The sequence below is a fragment of the Leifsonia sp. NPDC077715 genome, assembly GCF_040686855.1.
Classification (GTDB): domain Bacteria; phylum Actinomycetota; class Actinomycetes; order Actinomycetales; family Microbacteriaceae; genus Leifsonia.
In genome coordinates this window covers 434,266-451,301 of the sequence record NZ_JBFBOG010000001.1, presented here as the reverse complement: position 1 = coordinate 451,301, position 17,036 = coordinate 434,266, and the positions used below count along the sequence as shown (strand labels likewise).

Genomic DNA, 17,036 nt, shown 5'->3' with positions numbered 1-17,036 from the left:
TCATCGCCGCCGCATAACGGCGTGTTGCGACCCGTGGATGCGGCTACTCGGACAGGTGCTGGTGCGGCGCGGTGAAGTGGATGCTGTCCGCGGTCACCCCGACGAGTCCGAGCGTCACGCGCAACAGCTGCGGCGGGAGGCCGTCGGCGGGCGGCGGAGTCGCGGCGCCGAGAGTGATGCTCTTGCCGTCCGCGCCGGTCGCCGTCACGGAATCCAGGTAGACCTGAACGTTGCCGCGCAGCGCCATCTGGTCGGCGGTGGTGGCGAGCTTCGGGCCGGTGTCCTTCCGGACGGTCAGGCTGAAGCCGTCGATCGTGATGCCGTCGGCCGAGATCTTCAGCACCGGGATGCGGCGGCCGTCGGCGAGCGGGACGGTCACCACGCTGATGCCTTTGAGCCCGGAGAAGGAGAGGGAGCGGCTGCCGAGCTGCGCGGGCGGCTGCGTGAAGACCGGCGCTCCGCCGTCCGGACCCGCAGGCACCGGGGGAGCGGTCGGGGCCGGCGTCGCGCCCGGCGTACCCGGGACGACGGGGGCGTCGGTGGAGCCGGGGACCGGCAGCGACGGGACGCCGGGAAGGCCGGAGCCGGACGACGGCGACGCCGTCGGTGTCGGCGCGGGGCTCGGAGAGCTGCACGACATGAACAGCGGGATGCACAGCTCCGCCGGAGCCGCCGTCGGCACGCGGGCCGCGCCGATCCCGGCGACCGCAGCCGCGACGCACGCGATCAGCGCACCGGCGACGACCCCGGAGCGTGCGCGCCTCATGCGGTCGAGCCTTCGCGCGGGGCGGCAGTCGGCTCCGCGAGGTCCGCGGGGATCGTAGCGGTGTCGCCGCCCATGGCGGCCGGACCTGCGGGGTCGCTCCCGTCAGCGGCGTCAGCCTCCGCATCCGCGTCGTCCACGGCGACCGCATCCTTCTTCGGCATCCACGCCACCGTCAGGATCCCACCCACGGTCGCCAGCAGCATTCCGATGAAGAACCCGCCGAGGTTCACTCCCACCAGCGAGTACACCGCGACGGCGAGGGCGATCACGCCGTAGAAGATGCGATGTGCGGGCATCGCGATCGCGAGCACGCCGAGCACCACGAGGAGGATCGGGATGATCGTCGCCTGCAGCCCCTCGATCCCGAGCTGCACGTGGATCTTGCCGATGTCGAGCTGGCCCGAGAAGAACATCTCGATGCCGCCCAGAGCGGTCAGCACGCCGCCGACGAACGGGCGACGGCGTCGCCAGGCGCGGAAGCGGGTCCAGGCGCCCGCCGAGGCCGGCGCGCCCGCGTGGTGCGCGGCCACGATCAGAAGCACCCCTTCGAACCGTCGGTCAGCTGCACGTGCATCCCGGTGAGCGTGAAGACGGACGCCTGCGTGCTCCACGCGGTCTGCTGGAGGTTCGTGATCGTGACGGTGTCCGAGTCCTGCGCGAAGTCGCCGGCGGTGCCCTTGGCAGCCGTGTTCACGGTCGAGGCGTCGACGCCGATGCGGATGTTGTGGAACTCCGAGTCGCCCTTGAGGTCCGTCATCCCGATCTGCAGGTCGGATGCGCTGGCCGGCTTGCCGTCGCCGCCCGCGGTGATCAGGATGCCCGCCTTGCCGAGCGGTGTGTCCGTGACGACCGACTGGCACAGGTCGGCGAGCGTTGCCGACTTGATGTTGGCGATCGCGACCTGGTGCTCCTTGCCCGCGGTGTCGGGTGCGACGCCGGCGTACTGCGAGAAGCCGCTGCCGTCGAGCTTCGACGCGCTGATCTGGAACTGGCTGCCGGAGACGGCGAACGAGACGGGCACGGCGCCCTGCGCGACACCGGCCATCAGCACGGTGGACACGACGGCCACGGGGACGGCTGCGAGAACGATCCGTCCGGCGTGAGACCCGGCGAGCTTTCGGAACTTCATCGATCCTCCTGTTCGGGGGACTTGACAGCGTCGGCGCAGTCAGGTCCAGGAGCGAGCCTAAACGTTATTGACCGTGTGTCAATAGTTGGGGGATGCATCCATTCGTGTATCCGAACAGTCCCCGCCGCCGGGGGCGACGGTTAGGCTCGACGCATGGAATCCGACCGGCGCACCAGGCTGACGCCGGACGAGCGCCGGACACAGCTCGTCGCGCTGGGGGTCGCGTTCCTCGCCGACAACCCGCTGGACCAGCTGTCCATCGAGGAACTGTCGGCGCGGGCGGGCGTGTCGCGCGGGCTGCTGTTCCACTACTTCGGGTCGAAGCAGGGGCTGCACCGGGATGTCGTGCGGACCGCGCGCGACAGCATGCTGCACGCCACCGAGCCGATCGCCGGGCTGCCCCCGCTGGAACGCCTCCATGACACCCTGGCGCGGATCGTCGCCTTCGTGCGCGAGCACAGCGGGACGTTCTATTCGCTGGTGCGCGGTGTCGCCTCCGGGGACACGGAGGTGCGCGCCGTCGTCGAGGAGGCGCGGGGCGAGCAGGCGGAGCGGGTGATCGCCGTGTTCCTCGAGCTGGGCGTGCCGGACACGCCGATGCTGCGCATCGCGCTGCGCTCGTGGATCGCGTTCGCCGAAGAAGCGCTCGTCGAGAGCGCGATCGGCACCGACCTCCCGTCGGAGGAGATCGTCGGGTTCCTCGAGCGCAGCGCGCGCGGGGTGGTGGAAGCGCTGGGCTAGATGCCCTCCTCCTCCACGTCCTCCTCGGTCAGGACGCCGTCGTCGACGTCCTCGCCGTCGTGCTCGTCGAGGACCGGCTCGGCCTCGCGGGCCTGGCCGCCGGTCGGGCCGTCGTTGCCGTCGCCCGGACCGGGCCAGATCGTCTCGCCGGCCACCGCGTCATTGGTCACGAGCTCGTCGGCGAAGTCGGCCTCCGCCTCCGGGTCGTTCAGGGCGTAGTCCACGTCGCCGTCGGCCGGGTCTGCCCAGCCGGGCGTCTCGCCCGCGTCGGTCTCGCCGATCTCGACGTCGTCGACGCCATCCTCCGGGATGCGCTCCATCCTCGTCCCCTCTCGCTCGTTCCTGCTGGGACCGTACACCCACGCGAAAGGCCCCCACCATCGAGTCCGCAGAGAGTGCACGGGACACGCCGGAGCGGTGTGCATTCTGTGCGGACTCGACGGTGGGGGCCGTCGAGCCGCGAGGGTCAGCTCGCGGTCGGGAAGGTGATGGTCTTGCCCGAGCCGGCGTCCTTCACGGCCGCGTCCTTGAACGCGGCGAACTGCTGCGCGTTGGTGAAGCCGCCCTGGTAGCGCTCGCCGTTCACGAACACGGTCGGGGTGCCGAAGCCGCCCGAGGTCGGGTTCTTGAGCTGCGAGTTCGTGGTCGCATCCTGCGTCATGTTGGTGATGAAGTCGGCGTAGGTCTGGTTGTTCACGCAGTCGGTGATCGACTTCGAGTCGACCCCATTGTCCTTGAAGATCTTGAGGAGCTCGGCGTTCGTGAGTCCCGTGCCGGTCTGCTCGTCGGGCTGGTTCGCGAACAGCGCGGCGTTGAGGTCGAAGAACTTCGACGGCTGCGAGTTCGCGACGCACGACATGGCGGCTGCGGCCCGCGTCGAGTACTGCTTGTTCTGCGAGCTGTCGAGGATCGCGACCGGGTGGATCTCGAGCGTCGCCGATCCCTCGTCCAGCCACTGCTTGATCTGGGTGTTGTTGGTCGTCTCGAACTGGTCGCAGTAGGGGCACTGGTAGTCGAGCCAGATCTGGATGTGCGCGGTCTTGCCGTCGAGCTGCATCTTCGTCGGCGTCGGCTGCGCGCCGCTCTTGATCGCCGGCGTCTCGGTCGCCGTCGTCGACGACGTGAGGAGGAGTCCGCCGCTGGCCATGTTCTTCGGATTCGCGGCGCTGGAGCCGGCACCGCCGACGCTCGTGAAGATGACCACGCCGATGATGGCGAGCACGGCGACGATGCCCACGATGACCGAGCTCTGCACGATCACCTTGCGGCGCTTGGCCTTCTTGGCGGCCTCCTCGCGCATCTTCCTGGCGGTCTCGCGCGCCTCCTCGCGGCGGTCGCGTTTCGTCGGACCCGAGGTCCCCCTGCCAGTTGCCATTCAGCTCATCCCATCGAACGGTGGTCGGTTTCCTTCTGAATGGTATTGGGATTTTGCTTTGAAGCGGCTGTACCGGGTGCCCTACCGTGGAGGGATGGATCCGATGGAACGAGCCAGCTGATGTCCGACGACTCCGCCGGACGCGCGGGCGACGGTCCGAACGAGGGACGCGACACCGCGGGCGCGGAGTACGCCGAGCGCCTGCGTCGCCTCGACGGCTCGTGGTGGCGCCGGACGCTGAACGTCCAGGCGCCGTACCGCTGGAACATCCGGCGGCTGCACCTGGGCCGCGTCCTGGATGTGGGGAGCGGACTTGGCCGCAATCTGGCCCACTTGGGCAACAACGGGGTGGGGGTCGACCACAACCCGGAGTCGGTGGCGATCGCCCGGGCGCGCGGCCTGACGTCGTTCACGAGCGACGAGTTCCCGTCGACGGAGTTCGCGAAGCCGGGGGCGTTCGACTCCATGCTGATGGCGCACGTCGTGGAGCACGTCGACCCGGACTTCGCGGTCGAGCTGGTGCGGATGTACCTGCCGTACATCAAGCCGGGCGGCCGGGTGGTCTTCATCACGCCGCAGGAGCGCGGCTACGCCAGCGACTCCACGCACGTGACGTTCACCGACTTCGAGGGTCTGCACCGCCTGTCGGAGCGCGTCGGACTGACCGTCGAGCGCGAGTACTCGTTCCCGCTGCCGCGCGCGGCGGGGAAGGCGTTCACGTACAACGAGTTCGTGGTCCTGACCCGCATCCCGGGCTGACCCCTGTTCGCGGGATTGGCCGCCTGCTCCACATTCCCTAGCGTCCTGATGAGGCGAGAAGGGTGGAGTTGTGGCACGGGTAGGGGTGAAGGGATGGGCCGCGATCGGCCTCGGCGCGGCGCTGGTCCTCGGTATGGGGATCGCGGCGAACGCCTCCAACCACGGGAGCCGGCAGATCTCCGCACGTGAGACCTCTGAGACCGTCGTCGCTTCCCCGACTCCGACGCCTACTCCCGTCGTCGAGGTGCGCACCGAGACGCAGGACGAGCCGATTCCGTTCGCCGCGCAGTCCGCGAACGACGCGAACCACGACGTGGGATGGTCCGGAGTGACCACGGTCGGCCAGAACGGCGTGAAGACGAAGACGTTCCACGTCACCTACACGGACGGCGTCGAGACCTCCCGCGAATTCGTGTCGGAGGCAGTCACCACCGCGCCGGTCGACCAGGTGACGAGCATCGGGACGCGGCAGCCGCCGCCTCCACCGCCGGCTGCGGCTCCGCAGGCGCCTGCGGGCGGTGGATGCGACCCCAACTACAGCGGTGCCTGCGTGCCGATCGCGAGCGACGTCGACTGCGCCGGCGGCAGCGGCAACGGCCCCGCCTACGTGCAAGGCCCCGTGACCGTCATCGGCACCGACATCTACGACCTCGACCGCGACGGCGACGGCGTCGCCTGCGAGTGACAGCATCCACTGGTCCTCACCCGCATCCCGGCCTGACCACTGCGGTGAAGTGCAGCTAGTTGCGGTCGACACGCCGTAGCGGGCCGCAACTACCTGCACTTCACGAGAGGGGGAGAGAGGGGGGAGCGGCGCGCTAGTCGGCGGCGGCCGGGGTGCGGCTGAACTCGACGTCCTCCACGCGGGAGCGCGGCATGGCGAGAGCGGCCACGATCGTGAGGACCGCCGCGACCGCGACCGCGACGAACACCGCGGTGGAGGCGGCCTGGATGGTGGCGGGGGCCTTCGTCCCACCGGCGGAGGCTGCGATGATCGCGTTGGCGATCGCGCCGAAGACGGCGACGCCGACCGCGCTGCCGATCGAGCGGGCGAACAGGTTGCTGCCGGTGACCACGCCGCGCTCGTTCCACGGGACGCTGGACTGCGCGGCGATCAGCGTCGGCGTGGCGATCAGGCCCATCCCGAGGCCGACGACGAAGCAGCTCAGCGCCACGAACAGCACGGACGGGGCGACGGAGGTCGCGGCCAGCGCTATCGCACCGACGATGGCGATCCCCGTGCCGAGCAGCGCGGTGTTCCGGAAGCCGATCCTCAGGTAGAACCGGCCCGACAGGCTGGCCGCGATGGGCCAGCCGAGGGTCAGGGCGGCGACCGCCAGGCCGGAGACGATCGGCGCGACGCCGATGGTCCCCTCCAGATAGGTCGGAACGTACGACGTCAGTCCGATCAGGATGGCGCCGACTCCGAGGGAGATCAGGGTCGTCGTCACGAGCAGCCGGCGGGAGAACACCCACAGCGGCAGCACGGGCTCGGCCGCGCGCCGCTCCACGAGCACGAAGACCGCCAGCAGCACGGCCGCGATGACGAAGGCGCCGATGCTCCAGACGGAGTTCCACGCCCAGGCCTGGCCGCCCTCCAGCACCGCCAGGATGAGCAGCGTCATGCCGCCGGTCAGAAGCGCGGCTCCGGCGTAGTCGATGCGGTGCTTTCGGCGCTCGATGCTCTCGTGGAAGGTGCGGATGAGCATCCACGCCGCCAGCACCGACAGTGGGACGTTGACGAAGAAGATCCACCGCCACGACAGGAACTGGGAGAACACGCCGCCAAGGGTCGGGCCGACGACGGACGAGATCGCCCAGACGCTGGCCAGGTACCCCTGGGCCTTCGCACGCTCGGCCACGGTGTAGATGTCGCCCGCGATGGTGATCGCCATCGGCTGGATGGCGCCGGCACCGAGGCCCTGCAGAGCGCGGAACGCGATCAGCGCGGGCATGCTCCAGGCGAAGCCGCAGAGCACCGACCCGACGAGGAACAGCGCGATCCCGATGAGGACGATCGGCTTGCGTCCGACGGTGTCCGACAGCTTCGCGTACACCGGCACGGACACGGCCTGCGCGAGCAGGTAGACGGAGAACAGCCACGGGAACTGGGCGAAGCCGCCGAGGTCCTGCACGATCGAGGGGACCGCCGTCGCGAGGATCGTCGAGTCGATCGCGACCAGTCCCGTCGTCAGCATGAGGGCGATGAGGATGGGGCCGCGCTCGGATCGGAAGCCGACGCTCGCTCGGGTGGGTTCGTTCATATCTGTGAACAAGTCTCGCACCGGATCGAGCATTCCTTGACGTGAAAGAAATCGTGCGGCAAACTCTGAAACATGTCTTTCACATCTGGTGGGGAGCGGGCCGCGGAGCAGCGCGCCGAGCGACGCGCCGAGCACCGCGCGACGGTCACCGACCCGCGCGCGCTGCGGGCGCTCGCGCATCCACTCCGCCTCGCCCTGCTCGACCACCTGATGTCCTTCGGCCCCCGCACCGCCAGCGAGTGCGCCGCCGTGGTCGGCTCCACGCCCTCCAACTGCAGCTACCACCTGCGTTCCCTCGCCAAGGTTGGCCTGGTGGAGGCGGTGGAGGCGGAGGACGGCCGCGAGCGTCCCTGGCGCTCGGCGGCGACCGGACTGACGTTCGGCCGGTCCGAGGACCCGGAGTTCGCGATGGGCTCCGACACGGTCGAGCGCGCGCTCGCCGACCGGCAGGTCGATGACGAGGCGGCGCTGGTCCACCGCGCGATCGCCCAGCGGAACGAGCAGCCGGTCGAATGGCGCGAGGCGAGCATGTTGACCAGCTACGCCCTGAAGCTGACGCCCGCCGAGCTGCGCGAGCTGGGGGAGCGACTGGATGCCCTCATCCGCCCGTACATCGGCCTCACCCGCGGCGACGCGCCCGAGGGCAGCGACGTCGTGGCGCTTCACCTCAACGCCTTCCGCCATCCGGACGCCATCGCCGCCGCCCGGGCTCTCGAGCAGGAGCGGGAGGCCGCCGAATGACCGAGACGGGAACCGAGTCGCCGCAGCGCACGCGCTCGCCGCTGCTCCGCCGCGACTTCGCGCTGATCTGGACCGCCGGGCTCGTCTCCGACACGGGCGACTGGCTGCTGATGATCGCCCTGCCGCTGTTCGCCCTGTCGGCGACCGGGTCGGCGCTCGGCGCATCCACCGTCTTCCTCGTGGAGCTCGTGCCGATGCTGCTCGTCGGCAGCTTCCTCGGGGTGCTCGTCGACCGCTGGGACCACCGCCGCACGATCATCGTCGTGGCGCTGCTGCAGGGGGCACTGCTCCTTCCCCTGCTGTTCGCGAGCGCCGACCGCATGGGCATCGTCTACGCGGTCGCCGCTGTGGAGGCCGTGCTCGGCGCGATCATCAACCCGGCCCGGCAGGCGATGATCCCGCAGCTGGTGGGCGCCGATCAGCTGGCCCGCGGCAACGCCCTGATCGCCGTGAGCGACAACCTCGCGCGGCTGGTCGGCTCCCCGCTCGGCGGTCTGGCGTTCGCACTGTGGGGGCTGCCCGGCGTGGTGATCGCCGACGCCGCGTCCTACCTCGTGACCGCGGCGCTCGTCGCCCTCAGCCGTCCGCATCCCGTCGCCCCGTCCGAAGACGGCGAGGCGACGGCCGTCGCCGAGAAGCGCATCGTGCGCGAATGGATCGACGGGCTCGCACTGATCGCCCGGTCGGCCACGCTGCGCACGCTGGCGCTGATCGCCGCGCTGGGCGGCGTCGCGCAGGGGCTCTTCCTCGTCCTGTTCCTCGTCTACGTCACCCAGAACCTCGGCGCGGGCGACACGGGCGCGGGCATCATCCGCGGTGTGCAGGCGATCGGCGGCGTCCTGGGCGGCCTCGTCACCGGGCTCATCGCACGGCGGCTCGGCCCGCGCTCGATGATCGGCGGCGGCTACCTGGTGTTCGGGATGCTGTCCCTCCTGACCTGGAACCTCGCGCCCTTCACCACCGCGATCTGGGTCTACTGCGGCCTCTTCATCGCGATGGGCCTGCCCGCGGTCACCACGGCCACCGGCGAGATCACGCTCGTGCAGACCGCCGTGCCGCCGCGCGCGCTCGGCCGCGTGATCGCCGCGATGACCACCGTCGACGGCGCGGCGCAGGCGGTGGGCCTGCTGCTCGGCGGGCTGCTGGCCGACTCGCACGACATCGTGCCGATCCTGGACGTGCAGGCGTCGCTTTACCTGCTCTGCGGGGTGATCGCGATCATCGCCCTGCGGGGCACGCGACGTCTTCCGTAACGGCGGCGCGGGGAATAGCCTGGCGCCACCGTGTCCCTCGGAGGTGTCTGATGCCGTTCCGCCGCTCGCTCGTCCGTCGCACAGCAGCCGCCGCAGCCATCGCTGCCGCCACTCTCGGAGGCCTCACCGCGTGCGATCTGTTCGCACCCCAGGACACCCTCTACATCGAGGAGGCCAGCGTGGGGGTGAGCGCGACCGTCGGGAACGTCTTCGTCGGCAACGCCGTGCTCGTGCAGGGAGAGGGGGACACGGCCAATCTGGTCACCACCCTCGTCAACACCGGTGGGAAGACCGAGAAGGTGACGATCAACCCGTCCGGCGGCCAGTCCATCGACGTCACCCTCAAGGCCCGCGAGACCAAGCGCATCGGCAATCCGCCCAGCGAGGAGTCGCTGGTGGCCGGTGTCGAGGGCAAGCCCGGCGGCCTCACCACGGTGTCCGTCACGAGCGGCGGCAACTCGGTCGGGCTCGAGGTCCCGATCGTCACCGGAGCGCTGCAGCCCTACGGCACGCTGACCCCGGTGCCGCAGCCGACCTCCACCGGGTCGCCGACGCCCACGCCGACGTCCACGCCCTGACACCCCCGGCGTCCGATCGAGGCTGGCCCTCGACGCTCAGCGCATGATATTGGCGCGAAACCCGCCCGGGTTCCCGCTGATTCCTTGGATGTGAACGTAGGGTGTCCGTGTGTGGCGACTGGACAGGAAGACCGAGGATGACGACGCGAGGTCGGTCATCGGAGACGACGACGCCCTGAACCCGCGCACCACGACCGCTCCGCACACCCTCAGCCTGGGCGACCCTGGACTGGTCGCCGGCAACATCGCCGAGCCGGTCTGGACGCGGTGGCGCGACGAGATCGCGTCCATCGGCGGCGCGTCCCCGCTGCTCCACTTCGAGGACAGCCCGCGGACGCGCATCGAGCTGAGCACCACGCATCCCGGCGGCCTGCCGCAGTTCATCACCGGACAGAGCACGCTGCTGTCGAGCCTGATCCGCGACGAGCTGGCGCTCCGCACGGCACGCGCCGCGGCGAACGCGATCACCCAGAAGGGCATCGAGCTGCGCTCGGTCCGCGGCATCGAGTCCGTCCACCTCGCGATCGGCCTGGCGCAGTGGCGCCACGGGTCGGAGGAGTACTTCGCGCCCATCCTGCTGCGTCCGCTCGCCATCCGCCGCTACGGCCGCGACTTCGAGCTGAAGCTCAAGGGCCAGACCTACCTCAACCCCGAGCTGGCCCGCGCCCTCTCGGAGCAGTTCCAGATCACGCTGGACGCGGACGCCTTCGTCGCGCTCGCCGTCTCGAACGGCGTGTTCAAGCCGCAGCCGGTGATCGACCGCCTGCGCGGACTGACCTCGCACCTGCCGTGGTTCAACGTGCAGCCGCGTCTGGTCGCCTCCTCGTTCGCCGACGTCGCGCCGGCCCTCAGCGAAGAGGCCCGCGACCTCGACACCGTGCTGCTGGACGCGCTGGCCGGCAACCCGACCGCCCGTTCGACGGTCGAGAGCGCCTTCAACCCGGTGGACCCGATCCGTCAGGACGAGCGCCCGCCCGCCACCGACACCCTCCTGCTCGACGCCGATGAGGAGCAGGAGAACGTGGTCGCGCAGATCGCGGCAGGCAACTCGATCGTCGTGAAGACGCTGCCGGGAACCGGCGGCACGCAGACCATCGTCAACGCGATCGGCGCCCTCGTCGCACAGCACAAGCGCGTGCTGGTCGTGAGCCCGCGCCGGTCCAGCCTCGACGACATCGCCCAGCGCCTCACGCAGGCCGGGCTCCCCGGGCTCGCCGTGACGCCGCGGACGCTGCGCCGCGACCTCGTGCAGTCGATCGCCCGCAACGAGAAGGCCACGCAGCCGAAGGTCACCGACGTCGACGAGGCGCTGGTGCGCCTCCGCAAGGTGCTCGTCGACTACCGTGCGGCGCTGACCCGGCGCGACCCCGTGCTCCGGGTGTCGGTGCTGGATGCGCTGCGCGAGCTCTCCCGCCTGTCGCTGCTGCCCTCGCCGCCGTCCACCACCGCCCGCCTCGGCCGCCGCGCCATCGAGGCGCTGGCGCGCGACCGCGACGCGTCGGCCGACGCGCTGATCCGCGCCGCCCGGCTGGGGGAGTTCCGCTACGGCCCCAACGACTCGCCCTGGTACGGCGCCTCCTTCACCACGACGGAGGAGGGCAAGAGCGCCCACGAGCTCGCCAAGAAGCTCAACCGCGCCGAGCTGCCGCGCCTGCTCGACCGCGCCAACGCGCTGATCGGCCAGACCCGGATGCGGCCCTTCGCATCCATCGCCGAGCTCGGCGTCTACCTGCGCCTGCTCCTCGACATCCGCGAGACGCTGGACAAGTTCACGCCGTCGGTGTTCGACCGGTCGCTCACCGAGCTGATCGCGGCCACTGCGTCCCGTCGCGAGTCGCCGTCCATGTCGGGCGCGAACCGTCGCCGCCTGCGCAAGCATGCACTGGAGTACGTGCGCCCGGGTGTGCACGTCACCGACCTCAACGAGAGCCTGCGGCGCATCCAGCAGCAGCGCATCCTGTGGAACCGCTTCGCCGTCGCCGGCGTCGTGCCCGAGGTGCCGGTCGGCATCGCGGACGTGCAGGTCGCCTACCAGCGCGTGGCCGAAGACCTCGCCCGACTCGACATCCCGCTGCGCCGCACCGGAACGCCGCAGTCGCTCGCCGCACTCCCCGTCGAGGAGCTGACCCGCCAGATCGCCGGCCTCGCGGCCGAGTCCGAGGTGCTGGCGAACCTGCAGGAGCGCACCGCTCTGCTCACCCAGCTGCGCGACCTCGAGCTGGACCCGCTGATCTCCGACCTCTCCATCCGACACGTGCCCGAGACCCAGGTGAGCGCCGAGCTGGAGCTGGCCTGGTGGCAGTCGGTGCTGGAGTCGCTGCTCGCGAACGACCGCGCCCTGCTCAACGCCAACACCGGCGTGCTCGACCGCCTGGAGGCCGACTTCCGGCTGGTGGACGAGGCGCACGCCTCCGCGACCGGCAAGCAGCTGGCATGGATGCTTTCGGAGACCTGGAAGATCGGGATCGTCGACTGGCCGGACGAGGCCGCGGCGCTGAAGCGCCTGCTGAAGAGCAGCGTGCCCACGGCGACCACGCTCAACGAGGCCGCTCCGCACCTCGCCCGTCCGCTCGCGCCCGTATGGCTGGTGTCGCCGTACGAGATCCCGTCGATCGGCCGCGAGGTCGGGTTCGACGCGGTGCTGCTCGTAGATGCGGGCGCCTCCAGCCTCGCCGAGAACGTCCCCGTCATCCGCCGCGCCCGCCAGGTGGTCGCGTTCGGCGACCCGGTCACGCAGACGCCGTCGCGTTTCGACATGGGCGTACACGAGTACGGCACGACCGTCGAGGAGCTCGACGTGGACGCGCTGCACGCCGAGTCCGCGCTCGCCCGGCTCTCCGAGCTGCTGCCGGTGTACACGCTCAGCCGCAGCTACCGCGCCGGCGGCGAAGACCTGGCCGAGCTCGTCAACCGCCGCTTCTACGGCGGGATGATCGACTCCCTCCCGTGGGCCGGCACCTACCTCGGCCACGGCAGCCTCGCGCTGCACTACGTGACAGGCGGTCAGGGGATGCCGGACAGCGACACCGGGGCCGTCGAGTCGACGGACGCCGAGGTCGCGAAGGTCGTGGAGCTCGTGCTCGCGCACGCGACCGAGCGCCCACGCGAATCCCTCATGGTCATCACCGCGAGCGAGCGCCACGCGGTGCGGGTCAACCAGGCGGTGCTGGCGGCGTTCGCCAAGCGCTCCGAGCTGGCGGACTTCATCCTGGGCGACCGCGCCGAGCCGTTCACCGTGGTGACCCTCGACCAGTCGGTAGGCCAGAGCCGCGACCGCGTCATCTTCTCCATCGGCTACGGCCGCACTCCGCACGGCCGCCTGCTGTCGAACTTCGGCGCGCTGGCCGAGCCGGGCGGCGACCGCCTGCTCGCGGTCGGCATGACCCGCGGACGCCGCGGCATGGACATCGTCTCCTGCTTCAAGCCGGACGACATCGACGAGTCGCGCATGCGGCACGGCATCGCCGCGCTGGCGCAGGTGCTGGGGGAGGCCGACCAGCTCCAGACGGCCGCTCCCGAATACCTCAGCCAGGACGCCGACCCGATGGTCGTCGACCTGGCCAAGCGCCTGGCGCGTCGGGGTCTGGATGTCCACCTCGGCTACCGCGGCAAGCTGACGCTGGTGGCCTCGCACGAGGGCCGCGCGGTGGTCGTGGAGACGGACGACGACGTGTCGAAGGGCAGCCTCCGCGAGTCGCTGCGCCTGCGTCCGGACGTGCTGCGCCGCCTCGGCTGGCACTACCTCCGGGTGCACAGCTTCGAGCTGTTCGCCGACCCGGACGCGGTCGCGGCGCGGGTCGCGAAGCTGATCGGCAAGGGCGAGCCCGACGCGGTGACGGCGCCGATCGATCTGCCGCAGCTCTAGGCTGGAGGGTCTGTTGCACCCCCAAACTCCGCATGACGTCGTTTGAGGGCAGCCTCGACGGGTCCGTCGCCGTCCACCGTATGGTCCGATTGAAGCGCGAACTGGATGCGGAGGAAGCGTATGTGGACGCCTTCGCCGAGTGGGACGCATCAGGGGAGCATGCGCTTTGGGACCAGACCGCCGGCGACGGGCTGGGTGAGTGAGTGTCCCGATCCCTAACGGTCGATCGCTCTAGGCTGGAGGAGTGAGCGAGTCACCCGGCAGACGGCGGCACCGGCGCGTGCAGCGTCCCGGCGCGCCCGGCACCGATCCCGAACCGCGCGTAGAGCCGCGGGACGACGAGCCGCGTCCGGACTCCGACAACGCCCCGTCGTGGTCCTCCAACGACGAGCAGCTGCGCCGCGACGTCCCGCCCCACTGGTGAGGTGCAGGTACGTGCGGTCGACACGCCGCTGACCCGCGCAACGACCTGCACTTCAGCGGGAGAGAAGCGCGCGGGCGCTCTAGGGCAGCGGGTCGGCGTGCTTGCCGGCGGACTGCGGCGGGGACTGCTGCGCGGCCAGGAGGTCGCGGATCTCGGTGAGGAGGTCGAGGTCGGTGACCGGCTTGTCCGGCTCGACGACGCCCTTCTTGCGCAGGCGCTCGGCGCGCTGCTTCACGAGGTTCATCGGAAGGACGAAGGCAAAGTAGACGACGACCGCGACGATCAAGAAGTTGATCACGGAGACGAGGACCGCACCGAACTTCAGATGGGCCTCACCAATCGTCAGGGTCAGCGCATTGTTGAGGCTGTCGCTCATGGCGATGGCCCCGATGAGCGGGTTGAACAGGTTCGTCACGATCGACGTGACGACCGCCGTGAACGCCGCACCGATGACGACGGCGACGGCAAGGTCGATGACGTTCCCGCGGAGGATGAACTCCTTGAAGCCTTTGAGCACGAACGAGCCTTTCTACGCGGCGGAACCCGACGACGGGGCCGACGGGGTCGTGGAGGTGGAAGAGGTCGACGACGTCGAGGTGGACGACGACGCATCCGACGACTTCGTCCCGCCGCGCGAGTCCGTGCGGTAGAAGCCGGAGCCGTTGAATGTCACGCCGACGGTGCCGAACACCTTGCGGAGCGAGCCGCCGCAGTTCGGGCACACCGTGAGGGCGTCGTCGGTGAAGGCCTGCTGGATGTCGAAGGCGTGGCCGCAGTCGCGGCACGAGTAGGAGTAGGTGGGCATTCTTCTTCCGCTGCGCGAGGTCAGGTGAACTGGACGATGCGGGTCGGGGTGACCGCGCCGTCCACCGGCTGGTCGTGGCGCTCGCGCGGCACCTCGTCCACGAGTTCGCCGTCGAACAGGACGGCGTACACCGGGGGACATTTTTCCATGCTGCCGAGCGTCTTGTCGAAGTACCCGCGTCCCCAGCCCATGCGCATACCCGTCGCATCGACGGCGGCGGCCGGGACCAGGATGAGGTCGACGTCGTTGATGGCGATCGGGCCGAGCAGTTCGCCGACCGCTTCCGGCAGTCCGAACAGGCCCTCCGTCTCGGACTCGCCGTCACCCGTGGTCCAGTCGAGCAGGCCGTCCTCCCGGGAGATCGGGAGCAGCACCCGCAGGCCCTGAGCGTGCGCCCAGTTGAGGAACGGGCGCGTGTCCGGCTCGATCGTGGTGGAGAGGTAGGCGGCGACGGACCGGGCCGAGAGGTCGGTCGCCAGGTCGACGAGGTTGCGGGTGATGCCCGCCGTCGCGCCCTGGCGCTCGGTCGTGGTGAGGTTCTGCCGGCGCTCGCGCAGCTCCGCCCGCAGGGCGCGCTTGCGATGAGCGGCAGTGTCCGGATCCATGAGGCAATCCTAGGAGATGCCATCCTGTGCACCCTGAAAATGCGGATACTGTAGGCGGCATGGCTAACCACGACCGCGTTACGAAAGCAGTGATCCCCGCCGCCGGACTCGGAACCCGCTTCCTCCCGGCTACGAAGGCGATGCCCAAGGAGATGCTGCCGGTCGTGGACAAGCCCGCCATCCAGTACGTGGTCGAGGAGGCCGTGGATGCGGGCCTGCACGACGTCCTGATGATCACGGGCCGCAACAAGAACGCCCTCGAGAACCACTTCGACCGCAACTCCGAGCTGGAGGAGACCCTCATCAAGAAGGGGGACACCGACCGGCTCGAGAAGGTCAACTACTCCACCGCGCTCGCCGACATGCACTACGTCCGCCAGGGGGACCCGAAGGGGCTCGGCCACGCGGTGCTCCGCGCCAAGATGCACGTCGGCCGCGAGCCGTTCGCCGTGCTGCTCGGCGACGACATCATCGACGCCCGCGACGACCTGCTCAAGCGGATGCTGAAGGTGCAGGCCGAGCGACACGCGACCGTCGTCGCCCTGCTCGAGGTCGACCCCGACTCCATCCACCTGTACGGAGCCGCAGCCGTCGAGGAGACCGACGAGGACGACGTCGTCCGCATCACCGGCCTGGTCGAGAAGCCGAACAAGGAGGACGCCCCCTCCAACTACGCCATCATCGGCCGCTACGTGCTGCGCCCGGAGGTCTTCGACGTCCTGGAGCGCACGGATCCCGGCCGCGGCGGAGAGATCCAGCTGACGGACGCGCTGCAGTCGATGGCCGAGGCGCCCGACTGGACCGGCGGCGTCTACGGCGTCGTCTTCCGCGGCCGTCGCTACGACACCGGCGACCGGCTCGACTACATCAAGGCCATCGTGCGCTTGGCGAGCGACCGGGAAGACCTCGGGCCGGAGCTCCGCCCGTGGCTGCGCGAGTTCGCCAGCGAGCTGGACGACGAGCCCACGGAGTTCGTGGCGGAGATGCCGGCCGACCCCACCGGCCCCATCCAGACGCTCTCCGCCCGCGACCACTGATCGGCTGAAGGAGGAGTCCGTGGCGATCGTGGTCCCCACCCTCACCGAGGGCCGCGTGACGTTGCGCCCCATCCGGCTGCGGGATGCGCGCGCACTCGAGCGCTCGCTGCTCGACAACCGCGGCTGGCTGCGGCAGTGGGAGGCGACCAGCCCGTACTCGCCGGGGTCGTTCGACACCCGCGCGAGCATCCGGTCGCTGCTCGCGAACGCGCGCGCCGGCCACGGGCTGCCGTTCATCGTGGAGTGGGACGGGCAGCTCGCCGGGCAGCTCAACGTGTCGTCGATCACCTACGGGTCGTTGTCGAGTGCGACCATCGGGTACTGGATCGCCGAGGAGTTCGCAGGCCGCAACATCACGCCGACGGCGGTGGCACTCGCCACGGACTACTGCTTCTACCAGTTGGGCCTGCACCGGATGGAGATCTGCATCCGCCCCGAGAACGGTCCGAGCCTGCGCGTGGTCGAGAAGCTCGGGTTCCGCTACGAGGGCCTGCGGCGCCGCTACATCCACATCAACGGGGACTGGCGCGACCACTTCTGCTTCGGACTGGTGTCCGAGGAGCTGAGCCAGGGCGTGCTGCGCCGGTGGCTCGATCACAACGTACCGGCCGACGCCGCGCTCATCCCGGCAGAGGACCGCGCGGCCGCCGCCGTGCCGCTGCCGGTCTCGCGTCACCGGTGAGCCGGGCCGCTG

At 70.3% G+C, this 17,036-nt stretch carries 20 protein-coding genes; 11 read left to right on the top strand and 9 right to left on the bottom strand.

The window, feature by feature from the left end:
* Positions 1 to 43: 43 nt before the first annotated feature.
* From AB0P25_RS02130 to AB0P25_RS02120, 3 genes are read right to left on the bottom strand one after another with little or no spacing between them, the layout of a single operon-like run.
* On the bottom strand, positions 44 to 766 hold the full coding sequence (locus AB0P25_RS02130) for a hypothetical protein (RefSeq protein ID WP_363805124.1): 723 nt from the start codon (positions 764 to 766) through the stop codon (positions 44 to 46).
* Positions 763 to 1,308 (bottom strand): DUF6114 domain-containing protein, encoded by a 546-nt coding sequence (locus AB0P25_RS02125; RefSeq protein ID WP_363805123.1) that lies wholly within the window; start codon positions 1,306 to 1,308, stop codon positions 763 to 765. The genes AB0P25_RS02130 and AB0P25_RS02125 overlap by 4 nt, the downstream gene beginning before the upstream one ends.
* Entirely contained in the window at positions 1,299 to 1,895 is a 597-nt protein-coding gene (locus AB0P25_RS02120; RefSeq protein WP_363805122.1) for a DUF6230 family protein, read from the bottom strand. The genes AB0P25_RS02125 and AB0P25_RS02120 overlap by 10 nt, the downstream gene beginning before the upstream one ends.
* A gap of 153 nt (positions 1,896 to 2,048) precedes the next feature.
* On the opposite strand from AB0P25_RS02120, the gene AB0P25_RS02115 reads away from it, so the two are divergent.
* Positions 2,049 to 2,636 carry a TetR/AcrR family transcriptional regulator gene (locus tag AB0P25_RS02115; RefSeq protein ID WP_363805120.1) on the top strand — a complete coding sequence of 196 codons (588 nt, stop codon included), beginning with the start codon at positions 2,049 to 2,051 and terminating at the stop codon, positions 2,634 to 2,636.
* On the opposite strand, the gene AB0P25_RS02110 is transcribed toward AB0P25_RS02115, so the two are convergent.
* Both AB0P25_RS02110 and AB0P25_RS02105 read right to left on the bottom strand, forming a co-directional pair.
* Complete coding sequence (locus AB0P25_RS02110) at positions 2,633 to 2,956, bottom strand: hypothetical protein (protein ID WP_363805119.1); 324 nt, start codon at positions 2,954 to 2,956, stop codon at positions 2,633 to 2,635. The two genes, AB0P25_RS02115 and AB0P25_RS02110, sit on opposite strands and share 4 nt — an antisense overlap.
* A 146-nt stretch (positions 2,957 to 3,102) precedes the next feature.
* On the bottom strand, positions 3,103 to 4,011 hold the full coding sequence (locus tag AB0P25_RS02105) for a thioredoxin domain-containing protein (protein ID WP_363805118.1): 909 nt from the start codon (positions 4,009 to 4,011) through the stop codon (positions 3,103 to 3,105).
* A 120-nt stretch (positions 4,012 to 4,131) separates the two neighbouring features.
* On the opposite strand from AB0P25_RS02105, the gene AB0P25_RS02100 reads away from it, so the two are divergent.
* Positions 4,132 to 4,770 carry a methyltransferase domain-containing protein gene (locus tag AB0P25_RS02100; protein ID WP_363805117.1) on the top strand — a complete coding sequence of 213 codons (639 nt, stop codon included), beginning with the start codon at positions 4,132 to 4,134 and terminating at the stop codon, positions 4,768 to 4,770.
* 70 nt (positions 4,771 to 4,840) lie between these two features.
* Positions 4,841 to 5,455 (top strand): G5 domain-containing protein, encoded by a 615-nt coding sequence (locus tag AB0P25_RS02095; RefSeq protein ID WP_363805116.1) that lies wholly within the window; start codon positions 4,841 to 4,843, stop codon positions 5,453 to 5,455.
* A 133-nt stretch (positions 5,456 to 5,588) separates the two neighbouring features.
* Here the strand turns inward: AB0P25_RS02095 and AB0P25_RS02090 are convergent, their stop codons facing one another.
* Positions 5,589 to 7,034 carry an MDR family MFS transporter gene (locus AB0P25_RS02090; protein WP_363805115.1) on the bottom strand — a complete coding sequence of 482 codons (1,446 nt, stop codon included), beginning with the start codon at positions 7,032 to 7,034 and terminating at the stop codon, positions 5,589 to 5,591.
* Between the two features lie 72 nt (positions 7,035 to 7,106).
* Here AB0P25_RS02090 and AB0P25_RS02085 point away from each other — a divergent pair, with 72 nt between their 5' ends.
* The 6 genes from AB0P25_RS02085 (at position 7,107) to AB0P25_RS02060 (ending at position 13,895) form a co-directional block, all read left to right on the top strand.
* Complete coding sequence (locus AB0P25_RS02085) at positions 7,107 to 7,775, top strand: helix-turn-helix domain-containing protein (protein ID WP_363805114.1); 669 nt, start codon at positions 7,107 to 7,109, stop codon at positions 7,773 to 7,775.
* Entirely contained in the window at positions 7,772 to 9,028 is a 1,257-nt protein-coding gene (locus tag AB0P25_RS02080) for an MFS transporter (RefSeq protein ID WP_363805113.1), read from the top strand. Before AB0P25_RS02085 ends, AB0P25_RS02080 begins: the two co-directional genes overlap by 4 nt.
* 50 nt (positions 9,029 to 9,078) lie before the next feature.
* Positions 9,079 to 9,606 (top strand): hypothetical protein, encoded by a 528-nt coding sequence (locus tag AB0P25_RS02075; protein WP_363805112.1) that lies wholly within the window; start codon positions 9,079 to 9,081, stop codon positions 9,604 to 9,606.
* 109 nt (positions 9,607 to 9,715) lie between these two features.
* Complete coding sequence (locus AB0P25_RS02070) at positions 9,716 to 13,471, top strand: AAA family ATPase (RefSeq protein ID WP_363805111.1); 3,756 nt, start codon at positions 9,716 to 9,718, stop codon at positions 13,469 to 13,471.
* Between the two features lie 32 nt (positions 13,472 to 13,503).
* Positions 13,504 to 13,674 carry a hypothetical protein gene (locus tag AB0P25_RS02065; protein WP_363805110.1) on the top strand — a complete coding sequence of 57 codons (171 nt, stop codon included), beginning with the start codon at positions 13,504 to 13,506 and terminating at the stop codon, positions 13,672 to 13,674.
* A gap of 41 nt (positions 13,675 to 13,715) precedes the next feature.
* Positions 13,716 to 13,895, top strand: coding sequence for a hypothetical protein (locus AB0P25_RS02060; protein ID WP_363805109.1), 180 nt, complete (start codon positions 13,716 to 13,718; stop codon positions 13,893 to 13,895).
* 79 nt (positions 13,896 to 13,974) lie between these two features.
* Here the strand turns inward: AB0P25_RS02060 and mscL are convergent, their stop codons facing one another.
* The 3 genes from mscL to AB0P25_RS02045 are packed head-to-tail and all read right to left on the bottom strand — an operon-like array spanning position 13,975 to position 15,305.
* Positions 13,975 to 14,412 (bottom strand): large-conductance mechanosensitive channel protein MscL, encoded by a 438-nt coding sequence (gene mscL / locus AB0P25_RS02055; RefSeq protein ID WP_363805107.1) that lies wholly within the window; start codon positions 14,410 to 14,412, stop codon positions 13,975 to 13,977.
* Between the two features lie 12 nt (positions 14,413 to 14,424).
* Positions 14,425 to 14,700 carry an FmdB family zinc ribbon protein gene (locus AB0P25_RS02050; RefSeq protein ID WP_363805106.1) on the bottom strand — a complete coding sequence of 92 codons (276 nt, stop codon included), beginning with the start codon at positions 14,698 to 14,700 and terminating at the stop codon, positions 14,425 to 14,427.
* Between the two features lie 20 nt (positions 14,701 to 14,720).
* On the bottom strand, positions 14,721 to 15,305 hold the full coding sequence (locus AB0P25_RS02045; protein WP_363805104.1) for a 5-formyltetrahydrofolate cyclo-ligase: 585 nt from the start codon (positions 15,303 to 15,305) through the stop codon (positions 14,721 to 14,723).
* A gap of 59 nt (positions 15,306 to 15,364) precedes the next feature.
* Between AB0P25_RS02045 and galU the strand changes: the two genes are divergently transcribed.
* Positions 15,365 to 16,342, top strand: coding sequence for a UTP--glucose-1-phosphate uridylyltransferase GalU (galU, locus tag AB0P25_RS02040; RefSeq protein WP_363805103.1), 978 nt, complete (start codon positions 15,365 to 15,367; stop codon positions 16,340 to 16,342).
* A gap of 19 nt (positions 16,343 to 16,361) precedes the next feature.
* A complete protein-coding gene (locus AB0P25_RS02035) occupies positions 16,362 to 17,024 on the top strand; it encodes a GNAT family protein (RefSeq protein WP_363805102.1) in 663 nt (220 codons plus the stop codon).
* Positions 17,025 to 17,036: the final 12 nt, after the last annotated feature.

Excerpts from the sequence above, each read along its gene's own strand:
- AB0P25_RS02130 (WP_363805124.1), bottom strand. The coding sequence starts at position 766 with ATGAGGCGCGCACGCTCCGGGGTCGTCGCCGGTGCGCTGATCGCGTGC.
- AB0P25_RS02120 (WP_363805122.1), bottom strand. The coding sequence starts at position 1,895 with ATGAAGTTCCGAAAGCTCGCCGGGTCTCACGCCGGACGGATCGTTCTC.
- AB0P25_RS02115 (WP_363805120.1), top strand. The coding sequence starts at position 2,049 with ATGGAATCCGACCGGCGCACCAGGCTGACGCCGGACGAGCGCCGGACA.
- AB0P25_RS02110 (WP_363805119.1), bottom strand. The coding sequence starts at position 2,956 with ATGGAGCGCATCCCGGAGGATGGCGTCGACGACGTCGAGATCGGCGAG.
- AB0P25_RS02105 (WP_363805118.1), bottom strand. The coding sequence starts at position 4,011 with ATGGCAACTGGCAGGGGGACCTCGGGTCCGACGAAACGCGACCGCCGC.
- AB0P25_RS02100 (WP_363805117.1), top strand. The coding sequence starts at position 4,132 with ATGTCCGACGACTCCGCCGGACGCGCGGGCGACGGTCCGAACGAGGGA.
- AB0P25_RS02090 (WP_363805115.1), bottom strand. The coding sequence starts at position 7,034 with ATGAACGAACCCACCCGAGCGAGCGTCGGCTTCCGATCCGAGCGCGGC.
- AB0P25_RS02085 (WP_363805114.1), top strand. The coding sequence starts at position 7,107 with ATGTCTTTCACATCTGGTGGGGAGCGGGCCGCGGAGCAGCGCGCCGAG.
- AB0P25_RS02080 (WP_363805113.1), top strand. The coding sequence starts at position 7,772 with ATGACCGAGACGGGAACCGAGTCGCCGCAGCGCACGCGCTCGCCGCTG.
- AB0P25_RS02075 (WP_363805112.1), top strand. The coding sequence starts at position 9,079 with ATGCCGTTCCGCCGCTCGCTCGTCCGTCGCACAGCAGCCGCCGCAGCC.
- AB0P25_RS02065 (WP_363805110.1), top strand. The coding sequence starts at position 13,504 with ATGACGTCGTTTGAGGGCAGCCTCGACGGGTCCGTCGCCGTCCACCGT.
- AB0P25_RS02050 (WP_363805106.1), bottom strand. The coding sequence starts at position 14,700 with ATGCCCACCTACTCCTACTCGTGCCGCGACTGCGGCCACGCCTTCGAC.
- AB0P25_RS02045 (WP_363805104.1), bottom strand. The coding sequence starts at position 15,305 with ATGGATCCGGACACTGCCGCTCATCGCAAGCGCGCCCTGCGGGCGGAG.
- galU (WP_363805103.1), top strand. The coding sequence starts at position 15,365 with ATGGCTAACCACGACCGCGTTACGAAAGCAGTGATCCCCGCCGCCGGA.